13 protein-coding genes are annotated in these 19,075 nt (G+C 59.5%); 12 read left to right on the top strand and 1 reads right to left on the bottom strand.

Features of this window, described 5'->3' with window-relative positions; genetic code table 11:
* The first annotated feature begins 49 nt into the window (after positions 1-49).
* Complete coding sequence (locus H3H45_RS02900; protein WP_182832242.1) at positions 50-1,318, top strand: malic enzyme-like NAD(P)-binding protein; 1,269 nt, start codon at positions 50-52, stop codon at positions 1,316-1,318.
* Between the two features lie 63 nt (positions 1,319-1,381).
* Here the strand turns inward: H3H45_RS02900 and H3H45_RS02895 are convergent, their stop codons facing one another.
* Complete coding sequence (locus H3H45_RS02895; RefSeq protein ID WP_182832241.1) at positions 1,382-3,793, bottom strand: penicillin-binding protein 1A; 2,412 nt, start codon at positions 3,791-3,793, stop codon at positions 1,382-1,384.
* A gap of 184 nt (positions 3,794-3,977) precedes the next feature.
* Between H3H45_RS02895 and H3H45_RS02890 the strand changes: the two genes are divergently transcribed.
* The 11 genes from H3H45_RS02890 (at position 3,978) to cynS (ending at position 19,012) form a co-directional block, all read left to right on the top strand.
* Complete coding sequence (locus H3H45_RS02890; protein WP_182832240.1) at positions 3,978-5,042, top strand: pilus assembly protein PilM; 1,065 nt, start codon at positions 3,978-3,980, stop codon at positions 5,040-5,042.
* The gene (locus H3H45_RS02885) at positions 5,042-5,665 is read left to right on the top strand and encodes a PilN domain-containing protein (protein WP_182832239.1); all 624 of its coding nucleotides are present in this window, start codon (positions 5,042-5,044) and stop codon (positions 5,663-5,665) included. Before H3H45_RS02890 ends, H3H45_RS02885 begins: the two co-directional genes overlap by 1 nt.
* Positions 5,665-6,288: a type 4a pilus biogenesis protein PilO gene (gene pilO / locus H3H45_RS02880; protein ID WP_182832238.1), complete on the top strand. Its 624-nt coding sequence runs from the start codon at positions 5,665-5,667 to the stop codon at positions 6,286-6,288. Before H3H45_RS02885 ends, pilO begins: the two co-directional genes overlap by 1 nt.
* The gene (pilP, locus tag H3H45_RS02875) at positions 6,285-6,812 is read left to right on the top strand and encodes a type 4a pilus biogenesis lipoprotein PilP (RefSeq protein ID WP_182832237.1); all 528 of its coding nucleotides are present in this window, start codon (positions 6,285-6,287) and stop codon (positions 6,810-6,812) included. Before pilO ends, pilP begins: the two co-directional genes overlap by 4 nt.
* Before the next feature lie 53 nt (positions 6,813-6,865).
* A complete protein-coding gene (gene pilQ / locus H3H45_RS02870) occupies positions 6,866-8,923 on the top strand; it encodes a type IV pilus secretin PilQ (RefSeq protein WP_182833117.1) in 2,058 nt (685 codons plus the stop codon).
* A gap of 4 nt (positions 8,924-8,927) precedes the next feature.
* Complete coding sequence (gene aroK, locus H3H45_RS02865) at positions 8,928-9,446, top strand: shikimate kinase AroK (protein WP_182832236.1); 519 nt, start codon at positions 8,928-8,930, stop codon at positions 9,444-9,446.
* 50 nt (positions 9,447-9,496) lie between these two features.
* A complete protein-coding gene (gene aroB / locus H3H45_RS02860) occupies positions 9,497-10,600 on the top strand; it encodes a 3-dehydroquinate synthase (protein ID WP_182832235.1) in 1,104 nt (367 codons plus the stop codon).
* 10 nt (positions 10,601-10,610) lie between these two features.
* On the top strand, positions 10,611-12,209 hold the full coding sequence (locus H3H45_RS02855) for an AAA family ATPase (protein WP_182832234.1): 1,599 nt from the start codon (positions 10,611-10,613) through the stop codon (positions 12,207-12,209).
* A gap of 245 nt (positions 12,210-12,454) precedes the next feature.
* Complete coding sequence (gene gltB / locus H3H45_RS02850; protein WP_182832233.1) at positions 12,455-16,900, top strand: glutamate synthase large subunit; 4,446 nt, start codon at positions 12,455-12,457, stop codon at positions 16,898-16,900.
* Between the two features lie 32 nt (positions 16,901-16,932).
* Positions 16,933-18,351: an FAD-dependent oxidoreductase gene (locus H3H45_RS02845; protein WP_182832232.1), complete on the top strand. Its 1,419-nt coding sequence runs from the start codon at positions 16,933-16,935 to the stop codon at positions 18,349-18,351.
* A 220-nt stretch (positions 18,352-18,571) separates the two neighbouring features.
* The gene (gene cynS / locus H3H45_RS02840; protein WP_182832231.1) at positions 18,572-19,012 is read left to right on the top strand and encodes a cyanase; all 441 of its coding nucleotides are present in this window, start codon (positions 18,572-18,574) and stop codon (positions 19,010-19,012) included.
* Positions 19,013-19,075: the final 63 nt, after the last annotated feature.

Genomic DNA, 19,075 nt, shown 5'->3' with positions numbered 1-19,075 from the left:
GCGTATGCTCGCTCGCCTGCGTTTCACAGCAAAAGCGGAAATAGCCAACATGTCAGATCTGAAAACTGCCGCTCTCGAGTACCACGCTCAGCCCCGCCCGGGCAAACTGAGTGTGGAACTGACCAAGCCCACTGCCACCGCCCGCGATTTGTCCCTGGCCTATAGCCCGGGTGTGGCTGAGCCAGTGCGCGAAATTGCCCGCGATGCCGAACTGGCCTACCGCTATACCGGCAAGGGCAATCTGGTGGCAGTGATCTCCGATGGCACCGCCATTCTCGGTCTGGGTAACCTCGGTCCGCTTGCTTCCAAGCCGGTGATGGAAGGCAAAGGTGTGCTGTTCAAGCGTTTTGCCGGCATCGACGTGTTCGACATCGAAGTCGAGTCCGAAAGCCCGCAGGCCTTTATCGACACCGTGCGTCGTATCTCCATCACCTTCGGCGGCATCAACCTCGAAGACATCAAGGCCCCTGAGTGCTTCGAGATCGAGCGTACGCTGATCGAGCAGTGCGATATCCCAGTGTTCCACGATGACCAGCATGGCACTGCCATCGTCACCGCTGCCGGCATGCTCAACGCCCTGGAAATCGCCGGCAAGACCCTGCCGGAAGCCAAGATTGTTTGCCTTGGCGCGGGTGCTGCCGCGATCTCCTGCATGAAGCTGCTGGTCAGCATGGGCGCCAAGGTCGAGAACATCTTCATGCTTGACCGCAAGGGTGTGATCCATGCTGGTCGCGATGATCTCAATCAGTACAAGGCAGTGTTCGCTCATCAGACCGAAAAACGCACTCTGTCCGAAGCGCTGGATGGTGCGGATGTCTTCGTCGGTCTGTCCGGTGCCAACCTGCTTAGCGCTGAAGATCTCAAGCGCATGGCACGTGACCCGATCGTCTTTGCCTGCTCCAACCCGGATCCGGAAATCAAGCCGGAGCTGGCTCGCGAGGCGCGCCCGGATGTGATCATGGCCACTGGCCGCTCGGACTATCCGAACCAGGTCAACAACGTGCTCGGCTTCCCCTTCATCTTCCGTGGTGCCCTGGACGTTCGCGCGACCCGCATCAACGAAGAAATGAAGATCGCCGCCGCCCTGGCCCTGCGTGATCTGGCCAAGCTGCCGGTGCCGCAGGAAGTCTGCGACGCCTACGGTGGTATCGCGCTGTCCTTCGGTCGCGAGTACATCATCCCGAAGCCGATGGATGTGCGTCTGATTACTGTGGTGTGCGATGCGGTGGCCAAAGCTGCTATCGAAAGCGGTGTGGCGACCCTGCCGTATCCGAAGCACTATCCGCTGCAGTCGGTGGATGACGTGTTCAACGGTTGATCACTCAGCCAATAAAAAGCCCCGCGATTGCGGGGCTTTTTATTGGGCGTCTGTCCGGTCTACTTAAAACAGATCGATCGGCGCGGCTTCGTCAGCCGGCAGTGGGCTGCCGGGGATGGCCAGGCCATCCAGCTCGCTGGTCGGTGGTGGCGAGTCCTCACTCTTAAATAGCTCGAAGTAGGCATCGGGTGCGCCGGGGGAGGCGGCACGGCCGCTGATCGGGTCGATGCGCAGGGTCAGCAGGCCGGCTGGCTCGGGTGGCAGGTGCTCTGGCTTGTCCTTTAGGGCTGCGCTCATGTAGCTCATCCAGATCGGCAGCGCCACGGTGCCACCGTACTCGTGGCGGCCGAGGCTTTCCGGCTGATCGAAACCGGACCAGACAGTGGTGACATAGTCGGCGTTATAGCCGGAGAACCAGCTGTCCTTGGACTCGTTGGTGGTGCCAGTCTTGCCCGCCAGGTCGCCACGACCCATAGCCAGCGCGCGGCGGCCGGTGCCGCGTTTGATCACGTCCTGCAGCATGTTGGTGAGAATGTAGGCAGTGCGCTCGTCGACAATCTGTTCGGCAATTACTGGTTTGACGATTTCGGCATTGGGATCCTGTGACAGAGCCACGGCGTTCTGCTCTTCCAGATTATTCGCACTGATCGCCGTACGCGGCGGGTTGGCGATGAACAATGCTTTGCCGTCTCGGCTGTCGATGCGTTCGATCAGGTAGGGCTGGATCTTGTAGCCGCCATTGGCAAAGGCGGTCCAGCCAGTGGCGATTTCCAGCGGGGTGAGGTTGGCGGTACCGAGGGCCAGCGACAGGTTGCGTGGCAAGTCCTGTTTGTTGAAGCCGAAGTTACTGATGTAGTTGAGGGTGTAGTCGATGCCAATGGTCTGCAGCAGGCGAATCGATACCAGGTTGCGCGACTTGTACAGGGCCTCACGCAGGCGGATCGGGCCGAGGAAGGTGTTGTTGTCGTTCTTCGGGCGCCAGGCCTCATCCATGCCAGCCTCCTGGAATACGATGGGGGCATCGTTGACCAGGCTGGCGGCGGTGAAGCCGCTGTCGAGCGCGGCGCTGTAGATGAAGGGTTTGAAGCTGGAACCGGGTTGGCGCTTGGCCTGAGCGGCGCGGTTGTAATTGCTCTGCTCGAAGGAGAAGCCACCGACCAGGGCGCGGATGGCGCCGTTCTGCGGGTCGAGTGATACCAGTGCGCTCTGCGCGGCCGGAATCTGGCGGAACAGCAGATTATTGTCTTTCGCTTCGCGCTCGACACGTACCAGATCGCCAATCTGCACTACATCAGCAGGCTGCTGCGGGCGAGGTCCCAGGCTGTTGGTGTTGAGGAAGGGGCGTGCCCATTTCATGCTATCCCAAGCGACGGGGGATTCCTGGCCACTGCGATCGAGCACCAGGATGCCGCTCTTTTCGACCTGGCTGACGATCACCGGCTCCAGGCCGCCAATGCTTTTGTGCTTGCTCAGCTCCTCTAGCCACGCCTCGCGGGTCAGGCCGGGTAAGCGGGTTTCCGGGCCGCGGTAGCCATGGCGCTGGTCATAGCTGATTAGCCCGTCATGCAGGGACTGGTTGGCTGCTTCCTGCAGTGCTGCGGGTACGGTGGTGGTGACACGGAAGCCTTCGGTATAGGCATCGCTGCCATAGCGGCCGACCATTTCTGCGCGGGCCATTTCAGCAATATACGGTGCGTTCAGCTCTGGTGGTTGGACATGCTGCCGGACAGCGACAGGCTCGGCGACGGCGGCGTCATAGCGGGCCTGATCAATGGCGCCGAGCTTGAGCATGCGGCCGAGAATCCAGTCGCGGCGCTCCATGCTGCGCTCGGGATTGACCAGTGGGTTGTAGCGCGATGGGGCCTTGGGCAAGCCGGCAATCATGGCCATCTGGGCCAGGCTGGTGTCGCGTATCGATTTGCCGTAATAGACCTGAGCCGCAGCCTCGATGCCGTAGGCGCGGTTGCCTAGGTAAATCTTGTTGACGTAGAGCTCGAGAATTTCGTTCTTGCTCAGTTCGCGTTCGATTTGCAGGGCCAGGAGGATTTCGCTGATCTTGCGCGAAAAGCTCCTCTCGTTGGTGAGGAAGAAATTCTTCGCCACCTGCATGGTGATGGTGCTGCCCCCGGTCTGGATGTGCCCGCTCGACAATAACTGAGTGGCAGCGCGCATCAGGCTGGTGAAGTCGACGCCATAATGATTGGCAAAATTGTCGTCTTCGGCAGCCAGCAGAGCGTGGATGAAATCCTGCGGGATGTCCTCGAAGCGGATAGGTGAGCGGCGCATCTCGCCAAACTCGGCAATCAGCTTGTTATCGCTGCTATAGACTCGGAGTGGTATCTGTAGCTGGATGCTGCGCAGTGACTCGACGGATGGCAGGCCGGGGCTAAGATAGAGAAAGGCGCCGCTGAAACTGAGCGTTAGCCCACAAAAAACGGCGACGCAAGACCACCAGAAAAACTTCAGCAGACGCATTAGGGCTCTTGGATTTCCAGATAAAAGAATGGGTTAAGCGCTGGTTGGTGCGAAAAGAGAAAAACTGTTCACATTATAAGCGGTTTTTTTGCAGGGTAGCCATTTGCGCTTCTGTCAAGACTGCTATTTAATGTGGAAAAACATAAATAGTCCGTAAGTCTCGGATGCAGATAGGAAATCGGTCGTGCTAGGGCTCTTCAATAAGAAAGCGAATACGCTTCTGGGGATCGACATCAGTTCGACCTCGGTCAAGCTCCTCGAATTGAGTCGCTCAGGAAGCCGCTACAAAGTAGAGGCCTACGCTGTCGAGCCGCTCCCCCCAAATGCTGTCGTCGAAAAGAACATTGCCGAGCTGGAAGGTGTCGGGCAGGCGCTTTCGCGGGTGCTGGCCAAGGCCAAGACCGGTGTGCGTTCGGTTGCCGTAGCCGTTGCCGGTTCTGCGGTGATCACCAAGACGATCGAGATGGAGTCTGGTCTCAACGATGACGAGCTGGAAAACCAGCTAAAAATCGAAGCGGATCAGTACATCCCCTATCCGTTGGAAGAAGTTGCCATCGACTTCGAGGTTCAGGGTGCTTCTGCGCGCAACCCCGAGCGCGTCGAAGTGCTGCTGGCGGCTTGCCGGAAAGAAAACGTCGAAGTCCGTGAGGCAGCTCTGGCATTGTCCGGGCTCACTGCCAAGGTCGTCGATGTCGAGGCTTATGCGCTTGAACGTGCCTACGGCTTGCTTGCCGCGCAATTGGGCAGTGGTCATGACGAGCTGACGGTTGCGGTGGTCGACATTGGTGCGACCATGACCACGCTGAGTGTTCTGCACAATGGGCGAACTATCTACACCCGTGAGCAGATGTTTGGTGGCCGTCAGCTGACTGAAGAAATTCAGCGGCGCTACGGCCTGTCGGTAGAAGAGGCTGGACTTGCCAAGAAACAGGGCGGTCTGCCGGATGACTATGACAGCGAAGTGCTGCAGCCGTTCAAGGAGGCTGTAGTGCAGCAGGTCTCTCGTTCGCTGCAGTTCTTCTTCGCTGCAGGACAGTTCAATGATGTCGACTACATCCTGCTTGCGGGTGGGACGGCATCTATCCCAGATCTTGATCGACTGATTCAGCAAAAGATCGGTACTCCTACCCAGGTTGCCAACCCGTTTGCCGATATGGCGCTGGGGAGCAAGGTCAATGCGGGTGCGCTTGCAAGTGACGCACCGTCCTTGATGATTGCCTGTGGTCTGGCGATGAGGAGTTTTGACTGATGGCACGGATCAACCTTCTTCCCTGGCGCGAACAGCTGCGAGAAGAGCGCAAGCAGCGTTTTCTGGTGGCCCTTGGTGGCGTGCTTGTGGTTTCGGCTGGCGTGGTATTTCTCGCCGGTCAATATTTGAACTCGGCCATTGAGCAACAGACTGCGCGTAACGAATTCGTACGCAAGGAAATTGCTGTGCTTGATGCTCGGATCAAAGAGATCAGCGAGCTGAAGACTCGCCGTGAACAGCTGCTGGAGCGGATGAAAATTATCCAGGACCTGCAGGGTAATCGTCCGATCATTGGCCGGGTTTTCGATCAGTTCGTACGTACCTTGCCTGATGGTGTCTACTTCACCGATCTGAAAATGACGGGCAAGTCGATTGCCATCATGGGGGCTGCAGAGTCGAATAATCGAGTCTCCAACCTGATGCGTAATCTGGACTCCTCCGACTGGCTGAAAGAGCCGAACTTGACTGAGGTCAAGGCGGTCACCGCTGGAGCGGTTGATCAGGCCAACGTATTCAAGCTCACAGTCAAACAGACTCGGCCGGGTGAAGAGGCTGAAGAAGAGGTTGTTATCGAGAAAGGCGGCAAGAAAAAAGCACAGGGCAAAGCAGGGGGTAAAAAATAATGAGCCTTTCTGAGTCTCTGGAGTCCTTAAAGAAGTTTGAGCTGTCAGATCTTGATTTTAATAATGTAGGTTCCTGGCCTGTTGCGATTAAGTGCATCGCTTGCATACTGCTGCTAATCGGTGCGGTTGCTCTCGGCTATTATCTTTACCTTCAGGATCTGCAGGGGCAGTTGGATGTTAAGCGTGCTGAAGAGGGTACGCTGAAGCAGCAGTTCTCCAGCAAGGCTTTTCAGGCGGCTAACCTGGATGCTTACAAGGTTCAGATGAAGGAAATGGAAGAGTCATTTGGTGCATTGCTACGGCAATTGCCCAGTGATACTGAAGTGCCCGGCTTGCTTGAGGACATCACCAGGACTGGTTTGGGTAGCGGCTTGGAGTTTGAGGAGATCAAGCTCCAGCCGGAGGTGGTCCAGCAATTCTATATTGAGCTTCCAATCCAGATATCGGTTGTGGGTGGTTATCACGACTTGGCCACCTTTGTCAGCGGTGTTGCCAGCCTGCCGCGAATTGTGACGCTGCACGATTTCGAGATTAAACCAGCTGAGGCAGATAGTGTTTCACGGTTGCGCATGAGCGTTCTGGCGAAGACCTATCGATACAACGACCAGGAGCTGAAGAAATGACAGTGGCTCGTTTATTCTTTAGTTTTTTTCTGGCTTCTGCTTTGTCCGGTTGCCTGGGGGGCAATGATTTTTCTGATCTGCAAGCGTTTATGGATCAGGAGCGTGCTCGCCCCAAAGGTTCCATAGAGCCTTTGCCGAAATTCCAGCCTTATGAAGCTTTTACTTATGGCGCCGCGGCGCTGCGCAGTCCGTTCCAGCCGCCGATTAAGATTGATCTTGCTGCGCAGCAGAAAGGCTCGAAAGATATCAAGCCTGATGAAGCGCGTGTTCGTCAGTTCTTGGAAGGCTTCAACATTGAAACTTTCGAGATGGTTGGAACCTTGGCCAATGATGGTGCCACTTATGCACTGGTTCGCGGTGCGGGTGGCGTGCATCGAGTCAAGGTTGGTGACTATCTGGGGCGCAATCACGGTCGAGTGACCCTGATTGACGAGGCAAAAGTGGATGTGACTGAAATTGTTCCCGATGGTGAGGGTGGATGGCTCGAGCGTCCTCGCAGTCTAACTCTCAAAGAGCGCTCTTAATGGCGGGGTCAATCATGAAAAACAATTATAGATCTGCAGAATGGAACAGGCTGATGAATAGCTCTTTATCTCGTCTTGGCATTTCGCTTGTTGTTGCCATGTTTGCGCCTGCATTATTGGCTGCAAACCTCGAAGCTCTAGATGTGGCTTCGCTACCTGGTGACAAGGTCGAGCTGAAGCTTACATTCGACGAGCCTGTTGCCGCTCCGCGGGGTTACACCATTGAGCAGCCTGCTCGAATCGCTCTGGATATGCCAGGTGTTGCCAATAAGCTGGGTACGAAGAATCGTGAGCTCGGCGTGGGCAATGCGCGTAGCGTTACAGTTGTAGAGGCAAAAGATCGTACTCGTCTGATTATCAATCTCTCTACTCTCGTTCCATACAGTACCCGTGCCGATGGTAAGAACCTTTACGTTGTGGTGGGTGATGCTGCGAATGCAAGTACGGCATCGAGTGCTTCAAACGCGGTTCCTCAGCCTGTGCGGGCATATGCCCCCGTCGGTCGTGCAATCAAGGGTATTGACTTCCAGCGCGGCGAAATGGGCGAAGGTAATGTTGTCATCGATTTGTCTGATCCGGCAGTGAGTCCGGATATCCAAGAGCAGGGTGGCAAGATTCGTTTGGACTTCGCCAAAACCCAGCTGCCGGAAGCACTGCGTGCTCGCTTGGACGTGAAGGACTTCGCTACCCCTGTTCAGTTCGTTAATGCGGTTGCCAAGGGTGATGGCGCCACCGTAACTGTCGAACCTACCGGTTTCTATGATTACTTGGTTTTCCAGGCAGATAATAAGTTGACCATCAGCATCAAGCCGCTCACGCAGGATGATGTTGAAAAGCGCAAATCTGAACGCTTTGCCTACTCCGGTGAGAAGTTGTCGCTGAATTTCCAGGATATTGATGTTCGTTCGGTTCTTCAGCTAATTGCCGACTTCACCGATCTGAACCTGGTGGCCAGCGATACGGTTCAGGGCAATATCACCCTGCGTTTGCAGAATGTGCCGTGGGATCAGGCACTGGATCTGGTGCTGAAGACTCGTGGGCTCGATAAGCGCAAGGTTGGTAATGTGCTTCTGGTGGCTCCGGCCGATGAGATCGCTGCGCGGGAGCGTCAGGAGCTTGAGGCCAAGCAACAGCTGGCTGAACTTGCTCCGCTACGCCGTGAAGTTGTTCAGTTGAACTATGCCAAGGCTTCCGATATCGCCAAACTCTTCGAGGATGCAAATGAAGAGGGGACTATGGATCAGGATATGCGCGGCAAGATCATTTTCGATGATCGAACCAACAGCCTAATCGCTTATCTGACTCAGGAGCGAATAGACGAACTGCGTCGTATCGTGACTCAGCTTGATATTCCGGTGCGTCAGGTAATGGTCGAAGCTCGCATCGTTGAGGCGAATGTGGACTTTGACAAAGAACTGGGGGTTGAGTGGCGTGGTGTAGGGCTCGGGGATAACAACTGGGTTGCTGGTGGCACCAACAGCGTTGAGAAAGGTACAGATCCGCTGGAGTTTCAAGCCGGTAACTTCGTTGATCTAGGTGCAGCTGGTCGTACTGCGGGGCTGAATCTGGGTTTTATTACTGATAACACTCTGCTGGATCTTGAGTTGTCGGCCATGGAGAAGACCGGTAACGGTGAAATCATCTCCCAACCGAAAGTGGTTACCTCGGACAAAGAGACCGCCAAAATCCTCAAGGGCGCCAAGATTCCATATCCGGAAGCGTCTTCCAGTGGTGCAGCCACCACGGCTTTCGCTGAGGCCAACCTGTCCTTGGAAGTGACCCCGCAAATCACGCCAGACAATCGCGTAATTATCGAAGTGAAAGTCAACAAGGATGCGGCTGACTTCTCCAACCAAGTGAATGGTACGCCTTCGATTCTGACCAACGAAGTCAATGCCAAGGTGCTGGTGAACGATGGTGAAACCATCGTAATCGGTGGTATTTTCAGTAACACGCAGTCCAAGTCTGTCGACAAGGTGCCGCTGCTGGGCGATATGCCTTACATCGGTCGCCTGTTCCGTCGCGACGTGGTACAGGACTCCAAGTCCGAGCTGCTGGTGTTCCTCACTCCGCGTATCATGAATAACCAAGCCATTGCAGTGAGCCCGTGATGCTGTGCGGAATTTGATCCTGGTTGGCCCGATGGGGGCTGGTAAAAGCACCATCGGGCGCTTGTTGGCAAAAGAGTTGAAGCTGCAGTTCAAGGATTCAGACAAGGAAATCGAGCAGCGCACAGGTGCTGATATTCCCTGGATCTTTGATGTGGAGGGTGAGCAAGGCTTTCGTGAGCGCGAGCAATCGATGATCGCGGAGCTTTGCGAGCTTTCGGGTGCGGTGATCGCGACGGGTGGGGGCGTGGTGTTGCGTGCGGAGAATCGTCAGGCGCTCAGTGCCGGTGGTCGCGTGGTTTACCTGCATGCCTCGGTTGAGCAGCAGCTGGATCGCACCTCTCGTGATCGCAATCGTCCACTTTTGCGTAACTCTGACCCAGCTAAAGTGCTCGCCAATCTGATGGAAATTCGCGACCCGTTGTACCGCGAGATCGCTGATGTGATTGTCGAGACCGATGAGCGCCCGCCGCGCATGGTGGTTCAGGAAATCATCGACCGGCTTGATGCGCTTTCTCCCCATTAAAGGAAGGGCCTAACTGCGCTATCCTAGTGCCCTTTCATAGCGGGGGCGTCATGCGGACTCTTACAGTCGATCTAGGTGAGCGCAGTTATCCCATCTACATAGGTGCGGGTCTGCTGGCTCGTGCTGATCTGTTCAAAGCGCATCTGACGGGTCGCCAGGTGGCTATCGTCACCAATGAAACCGTTGCTCCTCTCTATCTGCAAAAGCTCGAAGCCAGTTTGTCTGGCTGCGAACTGATGGCAATCGTGTTGCCCGATGGTGAGGCCTTCAAGACATGGGAAACTCTTCAGCTGATTTTCGACGGCCTGCTGCAGGCTCGGCATGATCGCCGTACCACCGTGATCGCTCTGGGCGGCGGGGTGATTGGTGATATGGCGGGCTTCGCTGCTGCTTGTTACCAGCGTGGTGTGGACTTCATTCAGGTGCCGACCACACTGCTGTCCCAGGTTGACTCGTCTGTTGGTGGCAAGACCGGGATCAATCATCCGCTGGGTAAGAACATGGTCGGGGCTTTTTATCAGCCTCAGGCCGTAATTATCGATACCGCAGTGCTGGCGACCCTGCCTGCGCGCGAGTTGTCCGCCGGATTGGCCGAAGTGATCAAGTACGGTCTGATTTGCGACGAAGACTTCCTCGCCTGGCTTGAGCAGCATATCGATGCTTTGCGTGCCCTCGATGGTCAGGCGCTCATCGAGGCCATCGAGCGATCCTGCGCCGCCAAGGCGCGGGTTGTCGGTGCGGATGAGCGTGAGTCTGGTCTGCGTGCGATTCTTAATCTCGGCCATACATTTGGCCATGCCATAGAAACCCATATGGGTTATGGCGTCTGGCTGCATGGCGAGGCCGTCGGTGCTGGAACTGCAATGGCACTGGAGATGTCTACGCGCCTGGGGTGGATTTCCTCGGATGAGCGAGATCGCGCGTTGCGGCTGCTGATCAAGGCTGGTCTGCCAGTGGTGCCACCAGCTGAGATGACCCCCGAGCACTTCCTCGAACACATGGCGGTAGACAAGAAGGTCCTCGATGGCCGTCTGCGCCTGGTGTTGCTGCGCCGAATGGGCGATGCCACCGTGACCGATGAATTTCCGCGTGAAGTGTTGGATGCCACGCTGAGCGCTGATTACCGCGCTCTGGTGGCACAACTTGATCAATAACGAGAGTTCCATGACCAGTCTGCATGCCGATGAGGCCTATCTGGGCCACTACCAGTTCAGCCATGACCCGTTCGCTGCACGCGTCCCTGGTTTTCGCTTCTTCCCTGCACAGCGCAAGCCGGTACTTGGACAGTTGCATCATCTCGCGCGCTACAGTCAGCTGCTGTTGGTGGTCACTGGCCCGCTCGGTAGCGGCAAGACACTGTTGCGTCAGGCGCTGGTTGCAAGTACCAACAAGCAGGCCGTGCATAGCGTGGTTGTCTCTGCACGTGGCGCGGGAGATGTGGCCGGTGTCTTGCGTCAGGTCGCTCAGGGATTGGGGATTCAGCAGCTGGATGTGCGGAGCATCCTGGCGCACATTGCCCAGCTGGCGCTTACAGGTCAGGAAGTCTACCTGCTGGTCGATGATGCCGAGCTGTTGGCAGATGCTGCCATTGAAGGTCTGCTGACGCTGGCGGCGGGTACCGCCGAAGCTCGCCCGCATGTATTCCTGTTTGCCGAGCCTGAGCTTGTCTCGCGCCTGGAAGCCCTGGCTGACGGTGAGGAGCGCTTCCATGCGATCGAACTGCTGCCTTACAGCGAGGATGAAACTCGCGAATATCTGGCGCAGCGCCTGGATGGTGCAGGTCAGGGTATCGAGCTGCTTACCGATGACCAGATCAGCGATATCCATATCAGCTCCGGCGGCTGGCCGGGCGGGATCAATCAGGTTGCGCGCGATGTGCTGATCGAAGCGATGCTGGCGCAGCGCGGCGCAGCGAGCGCGGCAAGTGGTGCGCTGGGTTTGCCGAAGAAGCATCTGTTGGCGGTGGCAGTGGTGATTCTTGGGTTGGGTGCCGCTTGGTTCATGCAAGGGCGCCAGGAGCTTGCGGCTGTAGATGCACCAGTGGCGGTGCTGCCTGATGCGGTGGCGCCCGTAGCGGCAACCGAGAGTGCGGCGCCGGCGCCAGCTACCAAGCCTGAGGGGGGCGCCGCCATAGAGTTCGCCGGCACCAGTCAGCCGTTGCCCTTGCCTCTGGTGGGGGAGGCGCAGCCGGTTATTCGTGAGCCCTTGGCGCAGGCATCCGGTATGGACGAAGGTGAAGAAGGCGGTGAGGCGGAAAGTCTGACGGCTTTGCCTTCTGCTCAGCCTGTTGCTCCGGTGAATCCCGTCGCCGCGCCAGCACCAGTCGCTCCGACTGTACCTGCAGTGCCGGTTGCTCCAGTGCAACCGGTTGCTGCGGTTACTCAGCCGGTGCGGCCTATTGCCGCGCCAGCTCCCGCAGTCAAGCCGGTAGAGGTCAAGCCTGCACCAGTCGCGGTGGCCAAGGTTGGTTCTGCCAGTACCGGTTGGTATGGCGCGCAGCCAGCCAGTCAGTTTGCCCTGCAGATTCTCGGTACCCGTTCCGAGGCAGGTGCGCAGACCTTTGTGAACAAGAACGGCGCCGAGTACCGTTACTTCAAAAAGATCCACCAGGGGCAGCCGCTGTATGTGGTGACCTACGGCAAGTTCTCCAGCCGGGCGGCGGCGCAAGCGGCGATCAAGTCGCTGCCGGCTAGCGTGCAGGCGGGCAAGCCGTGGCCGCGCAGTTTTGCCAGTATTCAGCAAGAGGCTGTGCAGGCTCGTTAGTGGCCTGTGATTTGCCTGTCATTTGGTGACCGGTCGGTGCTAGCACGAGCCGCCGGTCGCTGCCTTTCGCTAGTGCGACATAAGAATTCATTCCGCCGTCACGAAGATTTGTGACGCCAGGGGTGCGTATGTACAATGTCTGCCCTTTGCCTGCACCAAGCTGGAGCTTGCTCCTGCGCGCGCGGCAGGTAGGTCGATGAATTAGAAAGCAATTTGCCTATAAAGGCAGCCTGGTGAGAGTCCCTATGAAAGCAGGTCTGTACCATCCTGATGAGTTCAAGGATAACTGCGGCTTCGGTTTGATCGCCCATATGCAGGGCGAGGCAAGCCATCACTTGCTGCAGACTGCCATTGAAGCCCTGACCTGTATGACCCACCGCGGCGGGATTAACGCCGACGGCAAGACCGGTGACGGTTGTGGTCTGCTGATCCAGAAGCCGGACCAGTTCCTGCGTGCCATGTCCGTGCAGCATTTCGGCGTCGAGCTGCCGCAGCAGTACGCCGTCGGTATGGTGTTCTTCAATCAGGACAACGCCAAAGCCGAAGCCGCGCGCGAGAACATGAACCGGGAAATCCTCGCCGCCGGCCTGACCCTGGTTGGCTGGCGCAAGGTGCCGATTGATACCAGCGTGCTCGGCCGCCTGGCCCTGGCGCGCCTGCCGCAGATCGAGCAGGTGTTCATCGGCGGCGAAGGCCTGTCCGACCAGGACTTCGCGATCAAGCTGTTCAGCGCCCGTCGTCGCTCCTCGGTGGCCAACGCCGCCGACACCGATCACTACATCTGCAGCTTTTCGCACAAGACCATCATCTATAAAGGCCTGATGATGCCGGCCGACCTGCAGCAGTTTTACCCGGACTTGGGTGACGAGCGCCTGCAGACCGCCATTTGCGTATTCCACCAGCGCTTCTCCACCAATACCCTGCCGAAATGGCCGCTGGCGCAGCCGTTCCGCTTCCTCGCCCACAACGGCGAGATCAACACCATCACCGGCAACCGCAACTGGGCCCAGGCCCGTCGGACCAAGTTCGCCAACGAGCTGATCCCCGATCTGGAAGAGCTCGGCCCGCTGGTCAACCGCGTCGGTTCCGACTCATCGAGCATGGACAACATGCTCGAGCTGATGGTCACCGGCGGCATCGACCTGTTCCGCGGCGTGCGCATGATCATCCCGCCGGCCTGGCAGAACATGGAGACCATGGACGCCGACCTGCGTGCGTTCTATGAGTACAACTCCATGCACATGGAGCCGTGGGACGGCCCGGCCGGCGTGGTGCTGACCGACGGTCGCTACGCGGTCTGCCTGCTCGACCGTAACGGTCTGCGCCCGGCGCGCTGGGTGACCACCAAGAACGGCTACATCACCCTCGCCTCGGAAATCGGCGTGTGGGACTACCAGCCGGAAGACGTGATCGCCAAGGGCCGTGTCGGTCCGGGGCAGATCCTCGCGGTGGATACCGAGACCGGCCAGGTGCTCAACACTGACGACATCGACAACCGTCTGAAGTCGCGCCATCCCTACAAGCAGTGGCTGCGTCAGGGTGCCGTGCGCATCCAGGCGACCCTGGCCGACGACCAGGGCGTGGCCAGCTACGACGCTGACCAGCTCAAGCAGTTCATGAAGATGTTCCAGGTCACCTTCGAGGAGCGTGATCAGGTGCTGCGCCCGCTGGCCGAGCAGGGCCAGGAAGCGGTTGGTTCGATGGGCGACGACACGCCGATGGCCGTGCTGTCAAAGCGCGTGCGCTCGACCTATGACTACTTCCGTCAGCAGTTCGCCCAGGTCACCAACCCGCCGATCGACCCGCTGCGCGAAGCCATCGTCATGTCCCTGGAGATCTGCCTCGGTGCCGAGCGCAACATCTTCCAGGAGTCGCCGGCGCATGCCAGCCGCGTGATCCTCAGCTCGCCGGTGATCTCGCCGGCCAAGTGGCGTTCGCTGATGGCTCTCGATGAGCCGGGCTTCGAACGCCATGTCATCGACCTTAACTATGACGAGAGCATCGGTCTCGAAGCCGCGGTGCGTAACATCGCCGACCAGGCCGAAGAAGCCGTGCGCTCCGGCAAGGCGCTGCTGGTGCTGACCGACCGTCATATCGGCCCGGGCAAGCTGCCGGCCCACGCCTCGCTGGCCGTCGGTGCCGTGCACCACCGCCTGACTGAGACCGGCCTGCGTTGCGACAGCAACATCCTGGTCGAGACTGCCACCGCCCGTGACCCGCACCACTTCGCCGTGCTGCTTGGCTTCGGCGCCTCGGCGGTGTACCCGTACCTCGCCTACGAAGTGCTGGCCGACCTGATCCGCACCGGCGAAGTACTCGGCGACCTGGACGAAGTGTTCAAGCACTACCGCAAGGGCATCTCCAAGGGCCTGCTGAAGATCCTGTCGAAGATGGGTATCTCCACCGTCGCTTCCTACCGTGGTGCGCAGCTGTTCGAAGCGGTTGGTCTGGCCGAAGAAGTGGTCGATCTGAGCTTCCGTGGCGTGGCCAGTCGCCTGAAAGGCGCGCGCTTCGTCGATATCGAGGCCGAGCAGAAACTGCTGGCCGCCGAAGCCTGGAACAACCGCAAGCCGATCCAGCAGGGCGGCCTGCTCAAGTTCGTCTACGGCGGCGAGTACCACGCCTACAACCCGGACGTGGTCAACACCCTGCAGGCCGCTGTGCAGCAGGGCAGCTACGAGAAGTACAAGGAATACGCGGCGCTGGTCGACACCCGCCCGGTGTCGATGCTGCGCGACCTGCTGCAGGTCAAACTGGCCGAGCAGCCGCTGCCGCTCGATCAGGTCGAGCCGCTGCAGGCAATCTTCAAGCGTTTTGACGCTGCGGGGATCTCTCTCGGCGCGCTGTCGCCGGAAGCCCACGAAGCCATCGCCGAGGCGATGAACCGCATCGGTGGTCGCTCTAACTCTGGTGAGGGTGGTGAAGACCCGGCTCGCTACGGCACAGTGCGCAGCTCGAAGATCAAGCAGGTGGCCACCGGCCGTTTCGGCGTGACCCCGGAATACCTGGTAAATGCCGAAGTACTGCAGATCAAGGTGGCCCAGGGCGCCAAGCCCGGTGAAGGCGGCCAGCTGCCGGGTGGCAAGGTCAACGGCCTGATCGCCCGCCTGCGCTATGCGGTGCCCGGCGTGACCCTGATCTCGCCACCGCCGCACCACGACATCTACTCGATCGAAGACCTGTCGCAGCTGATTTTCGACCTCAAGCAGGTCAACCCGCAGGCGCTGGTCTCGGTCAAGCTGGTGGCGGAGGCCGGCGTCGGCACCATCGCCGCCGGTGTGGCCAAGGCCTATGCTGACCTGATCACCATCTCCGGCTACGACGGCGGCACCGGCGCTTCGCCGCTGAGCTCGATCAAGTACGCCGGCAGCCCGTGGGAACTCGGCCTGGCAGAAACCCACCAGACCCTGCGCGGCAACGACCTGCGTGGCAAGGTACGGGTACAGACCGACGGCGGCCTGAAGACCGGCCTCGACGTGATCAAGGCCGCCATCCTCGGCGCCGAGAGCTTCGGCTTCGGCACCGGGCCGATGGTCGCCCTGGGCTGCAAGTACCTGCGCATCTGCCACCTGAACAACTGCGCCACCGGCGTCGCCACCCAGAACGACAAGCTGCGCAAGGACCACTTCATCGGGACCGTCGAGATGGTGGTGAACTACTTCACCTACGTCGCCGAAGACACCCGCGAGTGGCTGGCCAAGCTGGGCGTGCGTAGCCTCGGCGAGCTGATCGGGCGTACCGACCTGCTCGAGATGCTGCCGGGTGAAACCGACAAGCAGCAGCATCTGGATCTGTCGCCGTTGCTCGGCAGCGACCACGTGCCGGCCGACAAGCCGCAGTTCTGCGAAGTCGACCGCAACCCGCCGTTCGACCAGGGCCTGCTGGCCGAGAAGATGGTCGAGCTGGCCAAGGGCGCCATCGCCGGCAAAACCGGCGGCGAGTTCGAACTGGATATCTGCAACTGCGACCGCTCGATCGGCGCGCGGATTTCCGGCGAGATCGCCAAGGCCCACGGCAACCAGGGCATGAAGGACGCACCAATCACCTTCCGCTTCAAGGGCACTGCCGGGCAGAGCTTCGGCGTGTGGAACGCCGGCGGCCTGCACATGTACCTGGAAGGCGACGCCAACGACTATGTCGGCAAGGGCATGACCGGCGGCAAGCTGGTCATCGTTCCGCCCAAGGGCAGCCCGTTCAAGACCCAGGAATCGGCGATCATCGGCAACACCTGCCTGTATGGTGCCACCGGCGGCAAGCTGTTCGCCGTGGGTACCGCAGGTGAGCGTTTTGCCGTGCGCAACTCCGGCGCCCACGCCGTGGTGGAAGGCACCGGCGACCATTGCTGCGAATACATGACCGGCGGTTTCGTCTGCGTGCTGGGCAAGACCGGGGTCAACTTCGGTTCCGGCATGACCGGTGGCTTCGCCTACGTGCTCGACCTGGACAACACCTTCGTCGATCGCGTCAACCACGAGCTGGTGGAAATCCAGCGCATCAACAACGAAGCCATGGAAGCCTACCGCAGTCACCTGCGCGGCGTGCTGGCCGAGTATGTGGCGGAGACCGGCAGCGAGTGGGGCAGCAACCTGCTGGAAAACCTGGACGACTACCTGCGCAAGTTCTGGCTGGTCAAACCGAAAGCGGCAAGCCTGGGCTCGCTGCTCAGCAGCACCCGTGCTAACCCGCAGTAATTGCGCCTGAAGTAGTTTGATGAGGTTTTGAAATGACTGAACGTCTGAATAACGACTTCCAGTTCATCGAAGTCGGGCGCAAGGATCCGAAGAAGAAGCTCCTGCGCCAGCGCAAGAAGGAGTTCGTGGAAATCTACGAACCCTTCAAGCCGGCCCAGGCCGCCGACCAGGCACACCGTTGCCTGGGTTGCGGCAACCCGTATTGCGAGTGGAAGTGCCCGGTGCACAACTTCATTCCCAACTGGTTGAAGCTGGTTTCCGAGGGCAACATCCTGGCTGCCGCCGAGCTGAGCCACCAGACCAACACCCTGCCGGAAGTCTGCGGCCGCGTGTGCCCGCAGGATCGTCTGTGCGAGGGTGCCTGCACCCTCAACGACGGCTTCGGCGCGGTGACCATCGGTTCGGTGGAGAAGTACATCACCGACACCGCCTTTGCCATGGGCTGGCGCCCGGACATGTCCAAGGTCAAGCCGACCGGCAAGCGTGTCGCCGTGATCGGTGCCGGCCCGGCCGGCCTGGGCTGTGCCGACGTGCTGGTGCGCAACGGCGTGACCCCGGTGGTGTTCGACAAGAACCCGGAAATCGGTGGCCTGCTGACCTTCGGCATCCCCGAGTTCAAGCTCGAGAAGAGCGTACTCAGCCGTCGTCGTGACATCTTCACCGGCATGGGTATCGAGTTCCGCCTGAACACCGAGATTGGCAAGGACATCACCCTCGACCAGTTGCTGGCCGAATACGATGCCGTGTTCATGGGCATGGGCACCTACACCTACATGAAGGGCGGCTTCCCTGGTGAAGACCTGCCGGGCGTCAGCGATGCCCTCGACTTCCTGATTGCCAACGTCAACCGCAACCTCGGTTTCGAGAAGTCCCCCGAGGATTTCATCGACATGAAGGGCAAGCGCATCGTTGTGCTCGGCGGCGGCGACACGGCTATGGACTGCAACCGCACCTCCATCCGCCAGGGTGCCAAGTCGGTCACCTGCGCCTACCGTCGCGACGAAGAAAACATGCCGGGCTCGCGCAAGGAAGTGAAGAACGCCAAGGAAGAGGGCGTGAAGTTCCTCTTCAACCGCCAGCCCATCGCCATCGTTGGCGAGGACAAGGTGGAGGGCGTCAAGGTGGTCGAGACCCGTCTCGGCGAGCCGGATGCCCGTGGCCGTCGCAGCCCCGAGCCGATCCCGGGTTCCGAGGAAATCATCCCGGCCGACGCCGTGCTGATCGCTTTCGGTTTCCGTCCGAGCCCGGCGCCATGGTTTGCCGACTTCCAGATCGCTACCGACAGCCAGGGCCGCGTGGTGGCGCCGGAGCAGAGCCAGTTCAAGCACCAGACCAGCAACCCGAAGATCTTCGCCGGTGGCGACATGGTCCGTGGTTCCGACCTGGTGGTGACGGCGATCTTCGAAGGCCGCAACGCCGCCGAAGGTATTCTCGACTACCTCGGCGTCTGATCCTCGACGCCCCATCCTGGGGCGTCTGCGCGGCTAGGCCCGCTAGCCGCGCGGATCAATCCTCTCGCTACACAAAGCCCCAAGGCTACCCCGGTGCGCTGCCCGCACGAGCTGGGCATGGCCGTCGTCGGCCTGGTACGACTCCTGCTTCGTCTCTTCACACACCCTATCCGGCATCGCCGCCTGGCGCTGCCCATGACTGTCGTGAAGGAGCTTTTCCATGGACAAGCAGCAGATGAGCGCAGCCATCATCAAGGCCCGCCAGCGTCTCGACCTCAGCTGGGCCGACCTGGCCCGCGCTATCGAGATGTCGCCGGTGTGGACCACCTCGGCCTGTCTGGGCATGAACAGCATGCCGGCCGACAAGGCCGAAGCCCTGTGCCACAGGCTGGGCCTGCCCGCCGAGGTCGCCCTGGCCCTGCAGGCGTTCCCGCACAAGCACTGGGACAAGAGCGTGCCGACCGACCCGTTGGTGTACCGCTTCTACGAGATGATCAATGTCTACGGCGACACCATCAAGGAGCTGATCAACGAGGAGTTCGGCGACGGCATCATGAGCGCCATCGACTTCAGCATGGATATCTCGCGGGTTGCCGACCCCAAGGGGGACCGCGTGCAGATCGTGCTCAACGGCAAGTTCCTGCCCTACAAGGCCTGGTGACACGGGCGCGGCATAAGGTCGCGAAAGACGAAAGGCACGGCGCTCGCCGTGCCTTTTGTTTTG

The sequence above is a fragment of the Aquipseudomonas guryensis genome, from assembly GCF_014164785.1.
GTDB classification, from domain to species: Bacteria; Pseudomonadota; Gammaproteobacteria; order Pseudomonadales; family Pseudomonadaceae; genus Aquipseudomonas; species Aquipseudomonas guryensis.
The sequence above is the reverse complement of the archived record's forward strand: the minus strand, read 5'-3'. Positions and strand labels throughout refer to the sequence as shown.

Bases quoted from the DNA above. Each gene is read 5' to 3' on its own strand.
- H3H45_RS02900 (WP_182832242.1), top strand. From the start codon at position 50: ATGTCAGATCTGAAAACTGCCGCTCTCGAGTACCACGCTCAGCCCCGC.
- H3H45_RS02895 (WP_182832241.1), bottom strand. From the start codon at position 3,793: ATGCGTCTGCTGAAGTTTTTCTGGTGGTCTTGCGTCGCCGTTTTTTGT.
- H3H45_RS02885 (WP_182832239.1), top strand. From the start codon at position 5,042: ATGGCACGGATCAACCTTCTTCCCTGGCGCGAACAGCTGCGAGAAGAG.
- pilO (WP_182832238.1), top strand. From the start codon at position 5,665: ATGAGCCTTTCTGAGTCTCTGGAGTCCTTAAAGAAGTTTGAGCTGTCA.
- pilP (WP_182832237.1), top strand. From the start codon at position 6,285: ATGACAGTGGCTCGTTTATTCTTTAGTTTTTTTCTGGCTTCTGCTTTG.
- pilQ (WP_182833117.1), top strand. From the start codon at position 6,866: ATGAATAGCTCTTTATCTCGTCTTGGCATTTCGCTTGTTGTTGCCATG.
- aroB (WP_182832235.1), top strand. From the start codon at position 9,497: ATGCGGACTCTTACAGTCGATCTAGGTGAGCGCAGTTATCCCATCTAC.
- H3H45_RS02855 (WP_182832234.1), top strand. From the start codon at position 10,611: ATGACCAGTCTGCATGCCGATGAGGCCTATCTGGGCCACTACCAGTTC.
- gltB (WP_182832233.1), top strand. From the start codon at position 12,455: ATGAAAGCAGGTCTGTACCATCCTGATGAGTTCAAGGATAACTGCGGC.
- H3H45_RS02845 (WP_182832232.1), top strand. From the start codon at position 16,933: ATGACTGAACGTCTGAATAACGACTTCCAGTTCATCGAAGTCGGGCGC.
- cynS (WP_182832231.1), top strand. From the start codon at position 18,572: ATGGACAAGCAGCAGATGAGCGCAGCCATCATCAAGGCCCGCCAGCGT.